Consider the following 18,876-nt stretch of genomic DNA (forward strand, 5'->3'; position numbering starts at 1 on the left):
GCGACGTCCGGATTTCTCGCCGTGGGGACTACGAGAAAAAGGTTTTACAGCCCGATGAAGGCAGCAATGAAATTTATGAGCGCCGCTTCGGCGGTGGCTTTATCCGCAGGGCTGGTTGTTCCGAGTGCGGTAGCGATTCAGTTGGTTTCCGCCACGGCTGTCGAAGCCGCTACGGTCAGCCGTATCGAGGTGAGGGGCAATCAGCGCGTCGACGCAGAGACGATCCGCAGCTATGTCAATATTGCTCCTGGTCGCCAATTTTCGAACGTCGACATCGACGAGGCGGTGAAGCGCCTGTTCGCCACCGGCCTGTTTTCGGACGTTCGCATCAACCAGGTCGGCGGCACACTGGTGGTCGAGGTCGATGAATACTCGATCGTCAACCAGGTCCTGTTCCAGGGCAACAAGAAGCTCAAGGATACGCAGCTTGCCGGCAGCGTTCAGCTCAAGCCGCGCGGGACCTTCTCCCAGACGCAGCTCGAAGCGGATGCCGAAGCCGTGCGCGAAGCCTATCGCCGCGTCGGGCGTGAGGATGCTACCGTGTCGACCCAGGTCGTCGATCTCGGCGAGAATCGCGTCAATGTCGTCTTCGAGATAAACGAAGGCGGACGCACCAAGATCGCGACCATCAACTTCGTCGGCAACAACGCGTTCGGCGACAGGCGTTTGTCCGACGTGATCTCGACCAAGCGTTCGACGATCCTGTCTTTCCTGTTCCGCAACGACATCTATGACGAAGAGCGGCTGCGGGCAGACGAAGAAGCCCTCCGTCGCTTCTATTTCAATCACGGCTATGCTGACTTCCAGGTTATCTCGTCCGTCGGCGAGCTGAATGAAGCCAACAACGAATACGTCATCACCATCACGGTTGAGGAAGGCGAGCGTTACAATTTCGGCGACGTCAGCATCGAAAGCACGATCGAGGGGGTCGATTCCCAGGCGCTGAACTCGCTGATCAAGACCCGTAGCGGCGATGTCTACAGCGCCAAGAAGGTCGAGGATACGATCATTGCGATCACCGAGCGCGTGGCCGGCATGGGCTATGCCTTCGCCCAGGTGACCCCGCGCGGCGACCGCAACTTCGAGAATCGCACCATTTCCGTCGTCTACACGGTCGACGAAGGTCCGCGCACCTACGTCCAGCGCATCGAGATCCGTGGCAACAATCGCACCCGCGATTACGTCATTCGCCGCGAATTCGACATCAGCGAAGGCGATGCATTCAATCAGGTTCTGGTCCAGCGCGCCAAGCGGCGGCTGGAGCGGCTCGATTATTTCGAGCGCGTCGAGATCGCGACGGCTCCCGGTTCCGAGCCGGATCAGGTCGTCCTGGTCGTCGACGTCGTCGAGAAGTCGACGGGTGAGTTCTCGATCGGTGCGGGTTATTCGACTGGCGGCGAGAACGAGGGTGTGAACGTCGAGGGCGCCATCACGGAGCGCAACTTCCTCGGCCGTGGTCAGTACATCAAGCTGTCCGCTTCCGGCGGCGCGAATGCGCGCGACTTTACGCTGTCCTTCACCGAACCCTACTTCCTGGGACGGCGCATCTCGGCTGGTTTCGACATCTATCGTCAGACCCGCAACTACACGAACTACGACAGTGAGATCACTGGGGGGTCGATCCGGTTCGGTCTGCCGATCACCGAGGCCTTGACCACGCAGGTCGCGTACAATCTTTCGCGAGAAGAGTACTCGTTGGACGATGACTGCGACCCGCTCACGGTGAACATGCCTGGCAGTAATTGCTTTGTTTCGACGTCCATTCTCAACGGCATCGAATCGAGCCCGTGGATTAAGTCCTCTGTCAGCGGCACGATCCTGTACAACACGATCGATGACCTGAAGAACCCGCACAGCGGTATCTATGCGACATTCACGACCGAGGTCGCAGGCCTCGGTGGCGATGCGCAGTTCGTTAAAGTCAGCGGACGCGGCAATTTTTACAAAACCCTCTCGGAAGAGTACGACATCGTCGGTCTGGCCGTCGTCGGTGCGGGCCACGTTTCATCGATCGGCAACGAATTGCGCGTTTTCGATATGTTCAAAAACAACGATCGAATGATCCGCGGCTTTGAATATAACGGAATCGGTCCAGCGGACATCCTACCCAACGGGGAGGTCGATCAGCTGGGCGGTCAGACTTACTTCCACGGAACGCTCGAAGCTCAGTTCCCGATGCCGGTCATTCCTGAGAGCTATGGCTTGAAGGGCGCTCTATTCGCGGATGCGGCCACGCTCTACGGCAACAACCTTCAGGACGATCTCGTCTCGACGGGTATGGAGTGGCGGGCCTCGGTCGGCGCCAGCTTGATCTGGGCTTCGCCCTTTGGTCCGTTGCGTGTCGACTACGCGGTCCCGGTCATGAAGCAGGATTCGGATCAGGTCCAGAATTTCAATTTCGGCATGTCGACCCGCTTCTAAGCAATGCGGGCCGGCGCTTCCGGGCCGGCCTCGGCCCGGAAGAAAAGGCATATATGACAGACCCGGTCTTCTTCGCGCCGTCACGCCGGTACACAGCCGCTGAGATTGCGGCCGTGACCGGCGCGCAGCTTCTGGATTCCGACGCCGCGGATGTCGCGATTACCGGCATCGCTCCCGCGTCGGAAGGTGGAGCAGGCAAGCTCGTTTACGTCGAGAACAAGCGCAACGCGCATCTTCTCGGTGGCCTCCAGGCCGCCGCGATCCTCTGCACGTCCGACCTCAGCGCCAGCGTGCCGGCGGGCATCGCCCGGCTCGTAACGCCGCGCCCTCAATACGCCTTTGCCCTCGCCGGCCGTACGCTCTATCCAGCATCGGTTTCGCCGCGAGCGGTGACGGGGGAAACCGGCGTATCGCCGTCGGCGCATGTTGCACCTTCGGCTCGCGTCGAAGAAGGTGCCATCATTGAAGCCGGAGCGGTTGTCGGAGAAGAGGCAGCGGTCGGCAAGGGAACGGTGGTGGCTCCGAATGCGGTCATCGGCCCGTTCTGCCGCGTCGGTCGGGATTGCTATATCGGGCCGAACGTCTCGCTTCAGTATGCGATGGTTGGAGACCGCGTCTTCATCCACGGCGGTGCGCAGATCGGTCAGGACGGCTTCGGCTTCGTGCCGGGCGCGGCTGGGCCGGAGCGCATTCCACAGATTGGTCGCGTCATCATCCAGAACGATGTCGAAATCGGCGCCAATACCACGGTGGACCGCGGCGCCATGTCCGACACGGTGATCGGGGAAGGCACCAAGATCGACAACCTGGTGCAAGTCGCTCACAATGTGCGCATCGGCAGGGGCTGTGTGATCGCCGGCCACAGTGGTCTTTCCGGTTCCGTCACAATGGGCGATTTCGTGATGCTTGGCGGTCGCGTGGGAATAGCCGACCATATCTCCATTGGCGACAGAGTGCAGATCGCCGCGTCGTCGGGCCTGATGCACGACGTGCCTTCGGGCGAGCGGTGGGCAGGCTCGCCCGCACGCCCGATGCGGGAGTTTTTCAAGGAAGTTGCGGCCATCCGAAGCCTGATGAAGCCGAAATCGTCCAAGGGGGAAAGCAATGGCTGATCAGGCCGGATCCACTCTCGAAACGGTCGACATCCTGCGGTTGCTGAAATTGCTGCCGCATCGCTATCCTTTTCTTCTGGTCGACAGGATCATCGAGATAGACGGAGACAATTCGGCCATCGGCATCAAGAACGTCACGTTCAACGAGCCGCATTTCCAGGGCCATTTCCCGGAACATCCTGTCATGCCGGGTGTCCTGATCGTCGAAGCGATGGCGCAGACCGCCGGGGCGATCTGCATCCGAAACACGGCCGGCGATAGGCCGTCGCTCGTCTATTTCATGACGATCGACAATGCCAAGTTCCGCCGGCCGGTCGTGCCCGGCGACCGCCTGGAGATCCGGGTGACCAAGCTCAAGCAGCGCGGCAATATCTGGCGCTTCGGCTGCGAGGCGACCGTCGACGGCGTTAAGGCGGCGGAAGCGGAAATTTCGGCGATGATGTCGCCCAAAACAACGGAATAACAAGATTTTGGCCCAGAAACAGGAAGCAGTCATCCATCCCAGCGCCGTTGTGGAAACCGGCGCTGTGATCGGAAAGGGGAGCCGCATCGGCCCGTTCTGCCATATCGGTCCGGACGTGAGGATCGGTGAAGATGTCGATCTGATCAGTCACGTCGCAGTCATGGGCGCTACAACGATCGGCAACGGCTGCAAAGTCTTCCCGCAGGCTGTGCTCGGAGCGCTGCCGCAGAATCTCAAGCACACCGGTGGCCGCACGACCTTGACGATAGGGCGGAACACGATCATCCGCGAAAGCGTGACGATGCATATCGGTTCCGACACCAGCCGCGGCGCGACCATCGTCGGCGACAACGGCTACTTCATGGCATATTCCCACGTCGCCCATGACTGCACGGTCGGCAACAACGTCACCATGGCAAATGGAGCGACGCTCGCCGGCCACTGCGAGATCGGCGACAATGTCGTGATCGGCGGCTTGACCGCGGTCCATCAGTTCGCCCGCATCGGCAACAATGCATTCCTGTCCGGTTGCTCGGCGGTGCCCGGAGATGTCATCCCCTTCGGCTTGGCGCGGGGCAACCTTGCCAAGCTGCGTGGGCTGAACATCGTCGGCATGCGGCGCTCGGGGATGTCGAAAGCAGATATCCAGACGGTGCGTCGGGCCTATCGGACGATCTTCGATCGGTCGCGAACCCTTTCCGAGAACCTCGACATCGCGAGCCGGGATTTTGCCGATTCGCCGATTGCCATGAGTCTCGTCGCCTTCCTCTCCGAACGTGGCAAACGTTATTTCGTGACGCCGCCTCTTGACGGCGCCGGCGATGATGGCGCTGATGACGAGAACTGACCGGCGCCAATCCTTTTACGGGATGAACCCGCCGGAACAGCGACATGATCCCGTTAGAGGGTGAGATGCAATCGGGGCATCCCATTCGCCTTGCTCCAGGGCAACGCGTGGCCGTGATCGCGGGAAGTGGGCGGCTGCCGGCCAATGTCGTCGAGGGCCTTGCCGCAGCCGGTCATGATCCTTTTGTCGTGCTGATCGCCGGCGAGGCGGATAGCGACGCGAGCCTCCGTACGCACGATCACGCAACGCTCGAAATCGAGGCCTTTGGCTCGCTTGCGCCGCTATTCCGCAAGAAGGGGATCACCCATGTGGTTCTCGCCGGTGGAGTCGGACGACGTCCCCGGTTGTGGCGCATGCGACCGACACCGTGGCTCCTGTCCATCATGGCAAAGGCGCTCTATGGTCTTTCCCGGGGTGACGATGGACTGTTGCGAACCATCGTTCGGGTGTTCGAAGACGAAGGCTTCAAGATCGTCGGCGCTCATGAGATCGTGCCCGATCTCTTGTCCCCGGAAGGACTCCTAACGAAAGCGGCTCCCACGGCGGCTGACCGTCGTGACCTGGACGCGGCTTTCACCGCCGCAAAGACCATCGGCGAGCTCGATATCGGCCAAGGCGCGATAGCCATTGGAGGGCGCGTGGTCGCCCTGGAGGGAATCGAAGGTACGGACGGCCTTCTGGAACGAACGCAGGCCATGCGCGATCATGGCCGGCTGGCTGCCGCGAAACGTGGTGCCCTGGTAAAATGCGCCAAGCCTGGCCAGGAATTGCGAGCAGATCTACCCGCTATCGGACCGGCGACGGTAGAGGGCGCGCATGCCGCAGGCCTCGCGGGCATTGGTGTCGAAGCCGGGCGCTCGCTCATGCTCGATCACGCGGAACTGATAGCCCGGGCAGACGAATTGGGGCTTTTCGTCATCGGCCTCCCGACGGATAAGTCATGAACGTTTCGGATCGGCCGCTCAAGATTGCCGTCGTTGCCGGGGAAGAGTCCGGCGATCTGCTCGGCGCGGATTTGATAAAGGCTCTCTCCGCCACGACCGGCCGCGCAATCGAGCCAATCGGGGTTGGCGGCCGACATCTGCAGGAACTTGGCCTGAAGCCTCTCTTCCCGCCCGGCGACATCGCCTTGATGGGCGTGGCGGCGGTTGTCCGCGATCTTCCCCGGCTGATCATGCGAATAGGTCAGACCGCGCGTTTTATAGCATCCCAGAAACCGGATTGCCTGGTGACGGTCGACAGCCCGGAATTCAACCTCCGCGTGGCGAAGAAGGTGAGGGCGCTGGCGCCGGAGATCCCGATCGTCCATTACGTCTGCCCGAGCGTATGGGCGTGGCGGCCGGGCAGGGCACCCGCAATGCGCCCGTATGTCGACCGGGTGCTCTGTCTTCTGCCTTTCGAGCCGGCAGAACTCGACCGGCTCGGCGGACCTGTTGGAACCTATGTCGGCCACCGCCTGACCACCGATGCTGGCGTGGCCTCCGCTGCAGCCGCGCAAGCGGGATCACGGGATTTGTCGCCTGATCGGGAAAAGACGCTGCTCCTTCTCCCTGGCTCGCGCCGGAGCGAGGTGCGCGGCCTTGTCGGCGCATTCGGGGAGACGGTTTCAATCCTGCTCCAGCGGGGCAACCGCCTGCGCCTTCTCCTGCCCACAGTACCGCATGTCGTCAACATCGTTTCCGAGGCCACGTCGCAGTGGCCTATGAAGCCACGGATCATCCTGGACAGTGCCGAAAAATGGCGCGCTTTCGGAGAAGCCGACGCGGCGCTGATCGCATCCGGCACCGTCTCGCTCGAACTTGCCCTGTCCGGCGTTCCGATGCTGTCCTGCTATCGGATCGACCCCTTGATGCGGCTCGGACAGAGCCTCATCAAAGTCTGGTCGGGATCGCTTCCCAATCTCATTGCCGACCGCGCCATCGTCACGGAGTTCTACGAACAATATATCCGGCCGGCGAACCTGGCGCGCCAGTTGGAAGCCCTGATGGGCGACACCAGTCTGCGTGCCTGGCAGAAGGAAGGGTTCGCGGAGGTTGCGCGTCGGATGGCAGCGGAGCGGCCGGCCGGTGAGCTTGCCGCGGGCGCGGTGATCGAAACGATCGCGTCCCGAGTGTCGGCTTGATCTTTCGCGGAAGCAGAGCCGATCGCTGATAGTCCGCCGCAACCGCGCTGTTGACGTGAAAAAGGCGCCCGTGGGCGCCTTTTCTGTAACTATCGCCGTTGCCGCTCAGCGCTTGGCGATCGGCACGTAGTCGCGTTCCGGAGCTCCGGTGTAGAGCTGACGCGGACGGCCGATCTTCTGGTGCGGATCCTCGATCATTTCCTTCCACTGCGCGATCCAGCCGACCGTACGCGCCAGCGCGAAGAGCACCGTGAACATGGTGGTCGGGAAGCCGAGTGCCTTGAGCGTGATGCCTGAATAGAAGTCGATGTTCGGATAAAGCTTCTTCTCGATGAAGTAATCGTCGGTGAGCGCGATCTTCTCCAGCTCCATCGCGACGTCGAGCATCGGATCGTCCTTGATGCCGAGCTCAGCCAGGACCTCATGCGTGGTCTTCTGCATGATCTTGGCACGCGGATCGTAGTTCTTGTAGACACGATGGCCGAAGCCCATCAGGCGGAACGGATCGTTCTTGTCCTTCGCACGGGTGATATACTCGGGGATGCGGTCGACGCTGCCGATCTCGCTCAGCATGTTGAGCGCCGCCTCGTTAGCTCCGCCATGCGCCGGTCCCCAGAGGCAGGCTATGCCGGCCGCTATGCAGGCGAAGGGATTGGCCCCCGAAGAGCCGGCGAGCCGCACGGTGGAAGTCGAGGCATTCTGCTCGTGATCGGCATGGAGGATGAAGATGCGGTCCATGGCGCGCGCCAGGACCGGATTCACCTTGTATTCCTCGCACGGCACGGCAAAGCACATATGCAGGAAGTTGGCGGCGAAGTTCAGCTCGTTCTTCGGATAAACGAAGGGTTGGCCGATATGGTACTTGTATGCCATCGCCGCGATGGTCGGCATCTTGGCGATCAGCCGGATCGACGCGACCATGCGCTGGTGCGGGTCGGAGATGTCGGTGGAGTCGTGATAGAAGGCCGACAGAGCGCCGACCACGCCGCACATGACCGCCATCGGATGAGCATCGCGGCGGAAGCCGGTGAAGAAGCGTGACATCTGCTCATGCACCATGGTGTGGCGCGTGACCCGATAGTCGAAATCGTCCTTCTGGGCCTTCGTCGGCAGCTCGCCATAGAGCAGCAGATAGCAGACCTCGAGAAAGTCGCCATGTTCGGCGAGTTGCTCGATCGGATAGCCACGATGCAGCAGCACGCCTGCATCACCATCGATGAAAGTGATCTGGGATTCGCAGCTTGCCGTCGAGGTGAAGCCGGGGTCGTAAGTGAAGGCGCCGGTCTGGCTATAGAGCGATCCTATGTCGATGACGTCGGGTCCAACCGTCCCGCTTCGGACCTTAAGCTCCAGGGTTTTGCCGCCAAATTCTAGTTTCGCCTTCGAATCGGTCATCGCAAACTCCTTTGCATCAAAATTGGCCGGGCGGGCCCGCACTTGCATCGCCACGGACCAGTAGCGGCAAAGTGCGCTGTTGCTATCGCATTTCTAAAGACATGCCAAGTTCGCCCGGCGCCTAATGTTGCACCGCAACAGGCCGGTTTCAATTGAGCAAATCGGCCTGCCGGACATTCAATCGATTTGGTCGGCGAGGCGCGCCAGGCTTTCGTCGCGCCCAAGCACTGCAAGCACGTCGAACACGCCCGGCGACGTGCTTCTTCCTGTCAGCGCGGCCCGCAATGGCTGTGCCACCGCGCCGAGCTTGTGGCCGCCGGCGGCGGCGAATTCGCGTATCGCAGCTTCCGTCGAGGCGGCGGTCCAATCGTGACCGATCGCTTCGAGCGCGGCCTTGGCCCCGGCAAGAATTGGCTTCGCCGGGCCGGCAACCAGCGTCGCCGCTTTCTCGTCCAGCGCGAGCGGGCGCTCGGCGAACAGATAGCCAGCATTGTCGGCAAGCTCCACGAGCGTCTTGGCACGCTCCTTGAGACCGGGCAGCGCCACCAGCAGCTTGGCCTTGCCGGCATCGTCCAGCTTGGCCAGCATGGCTTGGCCGTTCTCGAGATAGGGCAGGGTACGGACCAGCGTGTCGAGCAATTCCTCATCCGGCATCTGGCGCATGTAGACGCCGTTCAACGCCTCGAGCTTCTGGAAATCGAAGCGCGCTGCGCCCTTGTTGACGTCGTCGATGTCGAACCAGCGGATCATGTCGTCGAGGCTCATGATCTCGTCGTCGCCATGGCTCCAGCCGAGCCGCACCAGATAATTTCGCAAGGCGGCTGGCAGATACCCCATGGCGCGATAGGCTTCGACGCCGAGCGCGCCGTGACGCTTGGAGAGCTTTGCCCCATCAGAACCATGGATCAGCGGGATGTGGGCCATGACGGGTACTTCCCAGCCCATTGCATCATAGATCACCGTCTGCCGTGCGGCGTTGGTAAGATGATCGTCGCCGCGGATGATGTGCGTGACACCCATGTCGTGATCGTCGACAACGACGGCATGCATGTAGGTCGGCGTTCCGTCGGAACGCAGGATGATGAAATCATCCAGATCCTTATTGGGAAAACGCACGTCGCCCTGCACGCGATCGCGGACGACCGTTTCGCCATCGCTCGGAGCCTTGATGCGGATTGCCGGCCTCATGCCCTGCGGAGCCTCGGAAGCATCGCGGTCGCGCCAGCGCCCGTCGTAGCGGGGCGGGCGCCCTTCGGCACGAGCCTTCTCGCGCATTTTCTCCAGCTCTGCCGGCGTGGCGTAGCAATAATAGGCCTTGCCAAGACGGACGAGTTCTTCGGCTACTTCCCGGTGGCGCGATGCGCGCTGGAATTGCGAGATGGGTTCACCTTCCCAATGCAGGCCGAGCCAGGTCAATCCGTCGAGAATTGCCGCGGTCGCAGCGTCCGTCGAACGCTCACGATCGGTATCCTCGATGCGGAGCAGCATCATGCCGCCGGTATGGCGCGCATAGAGCCAGTTGAACAGCGCGGTCCGAGCCCCGCCGATGTGCAGATAGCCTGTCGGCGAAGGAGCAAAGCGCGTAACGACGGTCTTGGACATTGTCGGTTCCGGGATTGGCGGCTCGGGCGGCGAGGGGCCGCCGGCACGTGGCGTTTTGGTGGCGTTGATGTAGCATGTGTCGTCGGGCGTGCAAGGGGCAGCCGCATGGCTGAGGGGAGTACGAGGGAGATCGCGAACGAACGGTCGCTGTTTGGCGCGGCCGACGATGTCGTCGCTCCCGATGGAGAAGGTCACCGCATAAGGGGCGGCAAGTCGATCTCCCCGGGCCCGTTGCGCCTCCGTCTCCGTAACCTGGCTTCGGCATTCAGGTCGGCACTTGTTCTGGAATGGGAGCGCGGTACGGCGTTCCTGCTCATGCCGATATTTCTGGCCGCTGGAATTGTGTTCTATTACGCGCTGCCTGCCGAACCGGGTCTAGCCGCATTGGCGGGCGGGGGCGCACTTCTTTCCCTTGCTAGCTTTCTGGCGCGAACGCGACCGGCCCTCCATCTCTCGATGCTGGCCGTGTTTCTGGTCGTCGCGGGCATGTTCTTCGCCGCGCTCGAAACCTGGCGCGCCGGGACGAAGGTGCTCGGTGGCGAGATATCGACGTCGATCACCGGTCGCGTAGCCGTTATCGAGCATCAGGCGAATGGGCGTGTCCGGCTGACGCTCGATGTGCTCGACACGGCTCGGCCAAAGCTTCGCTACGCGCCGGACCGTGTCCGCGTCTCGGCAAGGTCGGTTCCGGCCGACCTGACTGCGGGAGCCATTGTGACCGGTGTGGTGAGGCTTTTCCCGCCCTCTGGGCCGCTGCGGCCAGGGAGCTATGATTTCTCATTCGAGAGCTATTTCGACGGTATCGGCGCCAATGGCTTTTTTCTCAGGGATCCCGTGCTGGCCGAAACCGACTTTGCACCGTCCATCCGGGAGCGTTTCGATGCCGAGGTCGAGAATGCGCGGACCGCGCTTGCTCAACATATCAGGGCCCGTATCGGCGGTTCCGAGGGGGAGATCGCGGCGGCGCTGATCGCCGGCACGCGCGCAGGCATTCCCGAGGAGGTGAACGAGGCGCTACGGCGCACCGGTCTGGCGCATGTCCTTTCCATCTCCGGCCTGCACATGGCGCTCGTCGCCTGGACGATCATGACAGCGCTGCGCCTGGGTTTTGCTTTGTTTCCCGACTTCGCCTCGCGCCGTCCTGTCAAGAAATACGCGGCTTCGATCGCGCTTGTCGCGACAGCCATCTATCTCTTCATCTCCGGATCGGCGGTCGCCGCGGAGCGCAGCTTTATCATGCTGGCTGTAATGCTCCTCGCCGTCCTTTTCGATCGCGCCGCGCTGACCATGCGTAATCTGGCGATTGCGGCCATTGCCATTCTCGTCGTCTCGCCGCACGAAGTGGTTGGCCCGAGCTTTCAGATGTCGTTCGCCGCGACCGCGGCACTGATCGGCGTCTACGCGTGGTGGTCGGAGCGGCGGGCGCAGGACGTGTCCGTCACGCATCGCGCAGATGCTTCGTTACCTCGACGGCTCGTGCGAAACGGCGTTCGCTATGCCGCAGGTGTTGCCGGCGTCTCGATCATCGCCGGCCTGGCGACGACGATCTACGGGGTCTATCATTTCCAACGTGTATCGCCGCTCAGCCTGGCGGCGAACCTCGCCGTCATGCCCGTCGTTTCCGTTCTCGTCATGCCTTTCGCCGTCGCCGCAATGGCCGCGATGCCGCTCGGTGTCGGCGGCCCTTTTCTCGACGTCATGGGGTGGGGGCTCTCCATGATGATCGTGGCCGCGGATTGGTTCTCCCGGCATTCGCCGCTGGATGCGGTGGGAACCATACCGGCCATCTCGGTCTTGACGATGACGGCGGCACTCCTGATCGCGACCCTGGCCACCACATGGCTGCGCGTGCTGGCGCTCCCCCTGGTCGTGGTGGGTCTCGGCACGGCAATGTTCAGGACGACACCCGAGGTCCTCATCTCAGAGGATGCTCGACTGATCGCAGTGACGTTGGCCGACGGGCGGTTGGCAGTGAACAGGCCGCGCCCAAATGGTTTCACCGTCGAGGATTGGAAACGGGCAACGTTGTCCGAAGCGCTGGCTAAGCCGCGGCAGAGCAAGGCAGCCGATGCCAAGCCGGAAGGGACCGAGCCTAGCCAAGGGCAATCGTCGGCTACGGAAAACCGGGTGCCGGTCATCCCGCTAAGCGATCTCACGGAGAACGACGGTTTTTATTGTGACGCCGGGCTTTGCGTGCTGCGCCATCGATCCGGCAAGCTCGTGATACATGCGGCCCATGCCTCGCTTGCTGCTCCGTTCTGTCGGGAAGCGGTTCTGATCGTCATCGATGACGCGACCGCCGAAAATCCTTGCTCGGTTAAGACAGTCCTGACCAAACGGCATTTGGCGCGGCACGGTGCTGCCACCATTGACCGCCTGCAGGACGAGGTCCCACAGGATGTTCGCCTCTCCCTGACCCGGCCCTATCGGCCCTGGCATCACCATCGCCAATTCTCGCGGGAAGCACGCGGGATCGCGCCATTCAAGCCGAAGAAACGCGAAGCTGAAGTCGCAGGACAGACGAAGGGCCCGATCTCGCAAGGCCGGAAAGCTAGTATCTCCGGATCAGGCCGATCAGGCGCCCCTGTACCTTGACCCTGTCCGGGCCAAAGATTCGTGTTTCATAGGCGGGATTCGCCGCTTCCAGCGCGATCGAAGCACCCTTGCGACGGAAACGCTTGAGGGTGGCCTCCTCGTCGTCCACGAGGGCAACGACGATCTCGCCAGGATTGGCTGTGTTCGTGTTGCGAATGATGACCGTGTCGCCGTCGAAAATGCCTGCCTCGATCATGGAATCGCCCTTGACCTCCAGGGCATAGTGTTCCCCGCCTGAAATCATTTCCGGAGGCACAGAGATGGAATGTGTCTTGTGCTGGATCGCATCGATCGGCACGCCTGCCGCGATGCGGCCCATCACGGGGATCGAGACCGCCGCAACCGTGTCGTCGTTGCTGCCGGTCATCTGAGGGCGCGTCGGTGCCGGGGCGGGCTTCTTTCCCAAGCTGCCTTCGATCACGCTTGGCGAAAACTTGCGCGCCGGCGCGAGGCCGGGAGCTATCGAATCGGGCAATCGAAGAACCTCGAGCGCCCGAGCCCGATTCGGCAGGCGGCGGATAAAGCCACGCTCCTCGAGCGCCGTAATCAGCCGATGGATGCCGGATTTGGACGCGAGATCCAACGCCTCCTTCATCTCGTCGAAAGATGGCGGGATGCCCGCTTCCTTCAGCCTCTCGTGGATGAACAGGAGCAGCTCGTGTTGCTTGCGTGTCAGCATTCCGTTCCCCGTGGAATCGCGCCAAAACAAAACCAGAACGAACACTATCTGTTCCAGTTGTGTTCTGCAATCGTTTAAATTTTGGTGTAAGTGCCAGGGGCTTGTCCGCGTCCGGCCGCCCGGTCACCGCAAGATCAGCGCAAGAAGAGAACGCGGCAGCGCGCGCCTGCCTCCGCCGCAGGCGCATTGGGTTCGCGGACGATAAGCGCGTTCGAGTTCGCCAGCGTGCGCAACATCGACGAATCCTGGACATGGAAGGGCGTGGCGATCAGCCGCCCGCCGGCGTCCTCGATGGTGGCGCGCACATAATCCTGCCGCTGGTCGTTTGCCTCCATCGCCGCCCCGAGAAGCGCATCTCGCACGTCCGGTTCATGGGAAAGGCCGCCAAGCTGCGCGAGAAGTGGCTTGAGAAAGAGATGCGAGCAGACCAGGCTGGCAACTGGATTGCCGGGGAGGCCCAGCACCCGTGTGGATCCCAGCCGGCCGAACATCAATGGTTTGCCGGGTCTCATGGCGATCTTCCAGAAATCCAGCGCCATTCCCTCACCGGCCAACACGTCGTGGACGAGGTCGTGATCGCCGACGGAGGCACCACCCAGGGTGACGATCACGTCGACCGAGGCATCGAGAGCTCGCCTGACCCGTGACGCGATGGCGTCGCGGCGATCAGGTGCGATCCCCAGGTCGACGGCTTCCGCCCCGATCGACTTTGCGACCGCCGCCACGCCATAGGCGTTCGAGGAGATGATCTGGGTGGGGCCGGCCTCGCTTCCGGGCGGCAGCAACTCGTCGCCGGTCGCAATGATGGCAATGCGCGGCCGTCTAACGACGCCGAGGGCAGTGTGATTGGCCGAGGCAGCCAGCGAGAGCGCGGCCGGATCAAGGACGCGGCCGGCTTGGAGCAGTTCGTCGCCTTCGACGAAATCCAGGCCACGACGGCGGATGTGCCGGCCGGAAGTGACCGGCTCGGTGGCCTCGATGAAACCGCCGTGCAACTTTCGAGCGTTCTCCTGGATCAGGATCGCGTCGGCGCCTTCCGGCACCGGCGCGCCGGTAAAAATGCGCACTGCCTGGCCGGCATTCACCTTACCAGGAAACAGTTTGCCGGCGGGCGCCTCGCCGATCACTCGCAGTCGTGCGGGAGCGGCCGCCACGTCGGCCGCGCGCACCGCATAGCCGTCCATTGCCGAAGCGTCGAATGGGGGCTGGGTACGCAATGCCCGCAGTGGCGCGGCGAGCACGCGGCCAGCCGCCTCGTGGAGGGGGAGCGTTTCCGCTGGACCCGGCTTTGCGCCTTCGACCACCCGCGCCAGCGCCTCCGCCACGGGCAGCAAGCTCATGACCTCTGTTCCTCGATATTGTAGTCGCCGGATTTGCCGCCCGACTTGGCGATCAGCCGGACATCCCTGATCACCATGCCGCGGTCGACGGCCTTGGCCATATCGTAGATCGTGAGACAGGCAACCGACACGGCGGTCAGGGCCTCCATCTCGACGCCGGTCTTGCCGGTCACGCGCGCAAGGGCCTTGACGCGTAGGCCAGGCAAGGCCTCGTCGGGTTCGATGTCGACCGAAACCTTGGTGAGCAGCAGCGGATGGCAGAGCGGAATGAGCTCGTGCGTCTTCTTGGCGGCCATGATGCCGGCTATGCGCGCGGTCCCCATGACGTCGCCCTTTTTGGCATCGCCGTCGAGGATCATGCGCAATGTTTCGGCGCGCATGGTCACGGTGCCTTCCGCGATTGCCGTGCGCGCGGTCTCCGCCTTGGCTCCAACGTCGACCATATGCGCCTCGCCGGAAGCATCAATATGGGTCAGGCCGCTCTTCCCGTTCATCTCAGCCGGCGCCATGAAGCAGAGCGCGAGTAGCCGCAGCGACGTCGGCTTGGCGCATCAGGCTCTCGCCGACGAGGAAGGCACCGATGCCGTGGCGGGCGAGGCGTTGGCAATCCGCATGGGTGAAGATCCCGCTCTCGCCGACGAGCAAGCGATCGGAGGGCACCATGCCGGCGAGCCGTTCCGACGTTTCTAGGCTCGTTTCGAAAGTTCGGAGATTCCGATTATTGATGCCGAGGAGCCGTGAGGAGAGCCGCAGGGCCCGCTCCATCTCGGCCTCGTCATGGACTTCGATCAGCACGTCCATGCCGAGTTCGAAAGCGGTCTCCTCCAGCGCTCTCGCCTCGTCGTCGGAAAGACTCGCCATGATGACGAGGATGGCGTCCGCGCTCCAGGCTCGGGCCTCGTAGACCTGATAGGGCTCGAACATGAAATCCTTGCGCAGCGCGGGCAGGGGGGCTGCTTTACGCGCTTGGGACAGGAACTCGGGTGCTCCCTGAAAAGATGGCGTGTCGGTGAGTACGGAAAGACAGGCGGCTCCCCCTTCCGCATAGGCTCTTGCCAGAGCCGGCGGATCGAAATCGGCGCGGATAAGCCCCTTGGACGGGCTCGCCTTCTTGATTTCGGCGATGAGGCCGAAATGCCCGGCTTCGCGTCTTGCGGACAAAGCAGCGAGAAAACCACGTGGCGTGTCGGCGTCGCGCGCCTGCGCCTTTATCTCGGCAAGCGGGAGACGCTCTTTCGCGGCGGCGATCTCTTGGCGTTTGTAGACTTCGATTTTCTTGAGAATGTCGGCCATGGCACTACGCGTTCGAGGTTGCGACGAGCGTCGTCAGGACAGCCAGGGCGTTGCCTTCATCGATCGAACGCGCGGCCATCGCCACGCCGTCGGCAAGCGATGGCGCCTTTCCTGCAACGACCAGGCCTGCCCCCGCATTCATCAAGACGGTATCGCGGTAGGCGCCCGCCTTGCCCGACAAGACGGCGCGCAGCGCTGACGCGTTGGACGCCGCGTCTCCACCACGCAGCTCCTCCCGGTCATAGCGCTTCAGGCCAACTGTTTCCGGAGTGATGGTGAAGCTGCGGACATCGCCGTCGCGAAGTTCGGCCACCTGCGTCTCGCCGGTGGTCGTGATCTCGTCGAAGCCATCGCCATGAACGACCCAGACTTGTTCCGCCCCGAGCGCCTTCAGCGTCTCGGCCAGCGGCACGATCCATTCCGGCGAGTAGACACCGACCATTTGCCGCTTCACGCCGGCCGGGTTGGAAAGCGGACCGAGCAGGTTGAAGATCGTGCGCGTGCCCAATTCGACACGGGACGGTCCGACATGTTTCATTGCCGGATGATGCGCCGGCGCGAACATGAAGCCGATGCCGGTCTGGTGGACGAGCCGGCCGATGGCATCCGGCGTTTGATCGATCTTGACGCCGAGGGCCGTCAGCACGTCGGCTGCCCCTGTTTGCGAGGAGAGGCCGCGATTGCCGTGCTTGGCAACCGGCACGCCGGCACCGGCGATCACGAAAGCCGAAGCAGTGGAGATGTTCACGCTGTGGGAGCCATCTCCACCGGTGCCGACAATGTCGACCGCATCTTCCGGCGCTTCGACCCGCAGCATCTTCTCGCGCATGGTGGCCACCGCGCCGGAAATCTCGTCGACGGTCTCGCCGCGCATGCGCAGAGCCATGAGGAAACCGCCGATCTGACTCGGCGTAGCCTCTCCGGACATAATGATGTTGAAGGCGGCCTTCGCCTCGTCGAAGGACAGCGTCTTGCCGGCAGCGACCTTGGCGATATGGGACTTAAGTTCGCTCATGGCCGGCCTCAGAATGCCAGGGCGCTGGTGACGGCATCCCTGTCGACCGTGACGCCATACTCGCCCTTGAGTCTCTCCACCATCTGACCGATCAGGTCGTTTGTCAGTCCGGAAGCGAAGACTTTCCGCGACTCTTCGGGCACGGCCTCGGGCCCTGATGCGGCAGGTTCGAACACGTCGGTCACCTTGAACAGGAGTTGAGCATCGCCCGACGGCGAGGCAGTCAACCCGACGCCGTTCAGGGGCACGGCGAAGACCGCGGCGACGCCGGCCCGGCCGATGTCGCCGTCATCGGCCTCGCGCTTCAAACCGCGCTTCGTCTGCTTCTCCAGGGAAAGCTCGGTCGCGATCGTGTCGAGTGGGGTACCGCTCTTGACCCGTTCCTGAAGCTCGGTCGCCTTCTTGCCGAGACGTGCATTGGTCTCGACCGCCTTCCAGTCGGCAACCACCTTGGCGCGCACTTCATCAAGCGTGCGGTCGCGGGCAGGGGTGATAGCGTCCACTTCGAAGAAAACGAAGCCGCTTGTGCCGATATTAAGCGGCGGGTTTTCCACATTGGCGTCCGCCTCGAAAGCGGCACGCAGCAGATCCTGAGACTGCGGGAGATCGCTGACGATCGAGCCGTCCGGGCGCAGCGCCGAACGATCGATGGCGTCGATCGTCACGACCTTGAGCTTCAGCCTGTCAGCCGCCTCCTGCATCGAAGCGCCGCCGGCACGCGCGTCCTCATAGGAATCGTGGACGTCGAGCAGGATCCGGCTGGCTTCGTCCTCCGCCAGCGTCCTGCGGATTTCCTCTTTTACTGCATCGAGCGGTTGCACGATCTCCGGTTCGACCTTGGTGACACGGATCAGCACGGGTCCGAAGGCACCCTTGACCACCTGGCTCACCTGGTTGGCCTGGAGCGAGAACGCCGCCTCGGCGACGGCCGGATCGGGGACGCGATCCCTGGACAAGGTTCCGAGTTGGACGTCGGCCGACGTCTTTCCTTCGGACTTCATGATATCATCGAAGGACGAGCCGGCATTAAGACTGGCGCGCGCCTGATTGGCGGCATCCTCGCTCTTGAAGACGATCTGCTCGATCGTGCGGCGCTCCGGCGTCGTGTAGCGCGATTTGTTGGCTTCGTAGTCCTTGGCGACCTGCTCGTCGGTGATGGCCGAAGTGTCGGCGATATCCGCCGGCTCAAGCTTGATATAGGAGATCTTCCGGTATTCCGGAGCTGCGTAGCTGGCCTTGTTCTGATCGAACCATGTGGAAAGTACGCTGTCGGAAGGCTCTTCGATCGGCTCGACAAGCGACTTGGGGAGCGCAAGGTAGTCGATTGTCCGATCCTCGCCGCGGTAAAGCACCATGGCTTTCAGGAACGTGTCGGGCGCCTCCAAACCATCCGTTATCGCCTCCACGATCTGCTGGCGCATGGCTGCTTGCTGGCGATTGCGCAGATAGTCGTCCGGCGACATGCCGATCTCGCGCAAGACATAGTCGAACTGCCGGCGGTCGAATTTCCCGTCCGGGCCGGCGAAGGCCGCGTCCTCGCGAGCCAGCGACGCGAGGCGATCCTTTGAAATGCCGAGACCGAGCCTGCGCGCCTGCTCGTCGAGAGCGGCCTCGTCCGCCACCTGGGCAAGGGCTTGTTCATTGATCCCGAATGCAGCCGCCTGCTCGCGCGTCAGTTGGCGGCCTAGCTGCCCCGACCAGATCCGCAGTTGACGATCGTAAGCCAGCCGGTAGTCCGTCGCCGACACGGAGGTGCCGCCGACGGTCACGACCTTTCCGCTTCCGATGCCACCCATGAGTTGCCCGGAAATGCCCCAGATGGCGAAGCTCACGACGAGCAACAGCAGAAGCAGTTTCGCGACCCAGGTTCCGGCGGCTTTTCTCAGACTGTCTAGCATAATCAAATCCGGTTTGGCGCCTCGCTCTTAGCGCCGTTTGCGAAAGGACGGCAATAGCGCCCTTCCTCGCCAGTGTCGATTGCTTTGTGGCCGG

General features: G+C 62.6%; 15 protein-coding genes. 7 read left to right on the forward strand and 8 right to left on the reverse strand.

From position 1 onward, the window contains the following. Positions 1-54: 54 nt before the first annotated feature. From bamA to lpxB, 6 genes are read left to right on the forward strand one after another with little or no spacing between them, the layout of a single operon-like run. The gene (bamA, locus tag ACCO56_RS12935; protein ID WP_433641165.1) at positions 55-2,421 is read left to right on the forward strand and encodes an outer membrane protein assembly factor BamA; all 2,367 of its coding nucleotides are present in this window, start codon (positions 55-57) and stop codon (positions 2,419-2,421) included. Positions 2,422-2,474: 53 nt separating this feature from the next. Further along, positions 2,475-3,533: a UDP-3-O-(3-hydroxymyristoyl)glucosamine N-acyltransferase gene (gene lpxD, locus ACCO56_RS12940; protein ID WP_433641166.1), complete on the forward strand. Its 1,059-nt coding sequence runs from the start codon at positions 2,475-2,477 to the stop codon at positions 3,531-3,533. Then, positions 3,526-3,996, forward strand: a complete 471-nt coding sequence (gene fabZ, locus ACCO56_RS12945) for a 3-hydroxyacyl-ACP dehydratase FabZ (protein ID WP_433641167.1) — start codon at positions 3,526-3,528, stop codon at positions 3,994-3,996. Before lpxD ends, fabZ begins: the two co-directional genes overlap by 8 nt. Positions 3,997-4,003: 7 nt before the next feature. After that, positions 4,004-4,843, forward strand: a complete 840-nt coding sequence (lpxA, locus tag ACCO56_RS12950; RefSeq protein ID WP_433641168.1) for an acyl-ACP--UDP-N-acetylglucosamine O-acyltransferase — start codon at positions 4,004-4,006, stop codon at positions 4,841-4,843. Between the two features lie 44 nt (positions 4,844-4,887). Continuing rightward, positions 4,888-5,787, forward strand: coding sequence for an LpxI family protein (locus ACCO56_RS12955; RefSeq protein ID WP_433641169.1), 900 nt, complete (start codon positions 4,888-4,890; stop codon positions 5,785-5,787). Then, positions 5,784-6,965: a lipid-A-disaccharide synthase gene (gene lpxB, locus ACCO56_RS12960; protein ID WP_433641170.1), complete on the forward strand. Its 1,182-nt coding sequence runs from the start codon at positions 5,784-5,786 to the stop codon at positions 6,963-6,965. The genes ACCO56_RS12955 and lpxB overlap by 4 nt, the downstream gene beginning before the upstream one ends. Before the next feature lie 105 nt (positions 6,966-7,070). Here lpxB and gltA read toward each other — a convergent pair whose 3' ends face one another. Further along, on the reverse strand, positions 7,071-8,360 hold the full coding sequence (gene gltA, locus ACCO56_RS12965) for a citrate synthase (protein ID WP_433641171.1): 1,290 nt from the start codon (positions 8,358-8,360) through the stop codon (positions 7,071-7,073). A gap of 177 nt (positions 8,361-8,537) precedes the next feature. Further along, positions 8,538-9,962, reverse strand: coding sequence for a glutamate--tRNA ligase (gene gltX, locus ACCO56_RS12970; protein WP_433641172.1), 1,425 nt, complete (start codon positions 9,960-9,962; stop codon positions 8,538-8,540). 105 nt (positions 9,963-10,067) lie between these two features. Between gltX and ACCO56_RS12975 the strand changes: the two genes are divergently transcribed. Next, the gene (locus tag ACCO56_RS12975) at positions 10,068-12,557 is read left to right on the forward strand and encodes a ComEC/Rec2 family competence protein (protein ID WP_433641173.1); all 2,490 of its coding nucleotides are present in this window, start codon (positions 10,068-10,070) and stop codon (positions 12,555-12,557) included. Here ACCO56_RS12975 and lexA read toward each other — a convergent pair. From lexA to ACCO56_RS13005, 6 genes are all read right to left on the reverse strand, one after another. Further along, complete coding sequence (gene lexA / locus ACCO56_RS12980; protein WP_433641174.1) at positions 12,514-13,236, reverse strand: transcriptional repressor LexA; 723 nt, start codon at positions 13,234-13,236, stop codon at positions 12,514-12,516. The two genes, ACCO56_RS12975 and lexA, sit on opposite strands and share 44 nt — an antisense overlap. Before the next feature lie 134 nt (positions 13,237-13,370). Then, positions 13,371-14,576 carry a molybdopterin molybdotransferase MoeA gene (locus tag ACCO56_RS12985; RefSeq protein WP_433641175.1) on the reverse strand — a complete coding sequence of 402 codons (1,206 nt, stop codon included), beginning with the start codon at positions 14,574-14,576 and terminating at the stop codon, positions 13,371-13,373. Further along, the gene (gene moaC / locus ACCO56_RS12990) at positions 14,573-15,070 is read right to left on the reverse strand and encodes a cyclic pyranopterin monophosphate synthase MoaC (protein ID WP_433641176.1); all 498 of its coding nucleotides are present in this window, start codon (positions 15,068-15,070) and stop codon (positions 14,573-14,575) included. The genes ACCO56_RS12985 and moaC overlap by 4 nt, the downstream gene beginning before the upstream one ends. A 1-nt stretch (position 15,071) precedes the next feature. Next, positions 15,072-15,869: an indole-3-glycerol phosphate synthase TrpC gene (gene trpC / locus ACCO56_RS12995; RefSeq protein ID WP_433641177.1), complete on the reverse strand. Its 798-nt coding sequence runs from the start codon at positions 15,867-15,869 to the stop codon at positions 15,072-15,074. Positions 15,870-15,873: 4 nt separating this feature from the next. Continuing rightward, positions 15,874-16,884: an anthranilate phosphoribosyltransferase gene (gene trpD / locus ACCO56_RS13000; protein ID WP_433641178.1), complete on the reverse strand. Its 1,011-nt coding sequence runs from the start codon at positions 16,882-16,884 to the stop codon at positions 15,874-15,876. Between the two features lie 8 nt (positions 16,885-16,892). Continuing rightward, complete coding sequence (locus ACCO56_RS13005) at positions 16,893-18,782, reverse strand: SurA N-terminal domain-containing protein (RefSeq protein WP_433641179.1); 1,890 nt, start codon at positions 18,780-18,782, stop codon at positions 16,893-16,895. Positions 18,783-18,876 lie beyond the last annotated feature (94 nt).

It is taken from the genome of Mesorhizobium sp. 1B3 (assembly GCF_050958605.1).
GTDB lineage: Bacteria > Pseudomonadota > Alphaproteobacteria > Rhizobiales > Rhizobiaceae.

What these genes read in the sequence shown, in the direction of transcription:
- bamA (WP_433641165.1), top strand. Translation starts at nt 55, where the DNA reads ATGAAGGCAGCAATGAAATTTATGAGCGCCGCTTCGGCGGTGGCTTTA.
- lpxD (WP_433641166.1), top strand. Translation starts at nt 2,475, where the DNA reads ATGACAGACCCGGTCTTCTTCGCGCCGTCACGCCGGTACACAGCCGCT.
- fabZ (WP_433641167.1), top strand. Translation starts at nt 3,526, where the DNA reads ATGGCTGATCAGGCCGGATCCACTCTCGAAACGGTCGACATCCTGCGG.
- ACCO56_RS12955 (WP_433641169.1), top strand. Translation starts at nt 4,888, where the DNA reads ATGATCCCGTTAGAGGGTGAGATGCAATCGGGGCATCCCATTCGCCTT.
- lpxB (WP_433641170.1), top strand. Translation starts at nt 5,784, where the DNA reads ATGAACGTTTCGGATCGGCCGCTCAAGATTGCCGTCGTTGCCGGGGAA.
- gltA (WP_433641171.1), bottom strand. Translation starts at nt 8,360, where the DNA reads ATGACCGATTCGAAGGCGAAACTAGAATTTGGCGGCAAAACCCTGGAG.
- gltX (WP_433641172.1), bottom strand. Translation starts at nt 9,962, where the DNA reads ATGTCCAAGACCGTCGTTACGCGCTTTGCTCCTTCGCCGACAGGCTAT.
- ACCO56_RS12975 (WP_433641173.1), top strand. Translation starts at nt 10,068, where the DNA reads ATGGCTGAGGGGAGTACGAGGGAGATCGCGAACGAACGGTCGCTGTTT.
- lexA (WP_433641174.1), bottom strand. Translation starts at nt 13,236, where the DNA reads ATGCTGACACGCAAGCAACACGAGCTGCTCCTGTTCATCCACGAGAGG.
- ACCO56_RS12985 (WP_433641175.1), bottom strand. Translation starts at nt 14,576, where the DNA reads ATGAGCTTGCTGCCCGTGGCGGAGGCGCTGGCGCGGGTGGTCGAAGGC.
- moaC (WP_433641176.1), bottom strand. Translation starts at nt 15,070, where the DNA reads ATGAACGGGAAGAGCGGCCTGACCCATATTGATGCTTCCGGCGAGGCG.
- trpC (WP_433641177.1), bottom strand. Translation starts at nt 15,869, where the DNA reads ATGGCCGACATTCTCAAGAAAATCGAAGTCTACAAACGCCAAGAGATC.
- trpD (WP_433641178.1), bottom strand. Translation starts at nt 16,884, where the DNA reads ATGAGCGAACTTAAGTCCCATATCGCCAAGGTCGCTGCCGGCAAGACG.
- ACCO56_RS13005 (WP_433641179.1), bottom strand. Translation starts at nt 18,782, where the DNA reads ATGCTAGACAGTCTGAGAAAAGCCGCCGGAACCTGGGTCGCGAAACTG.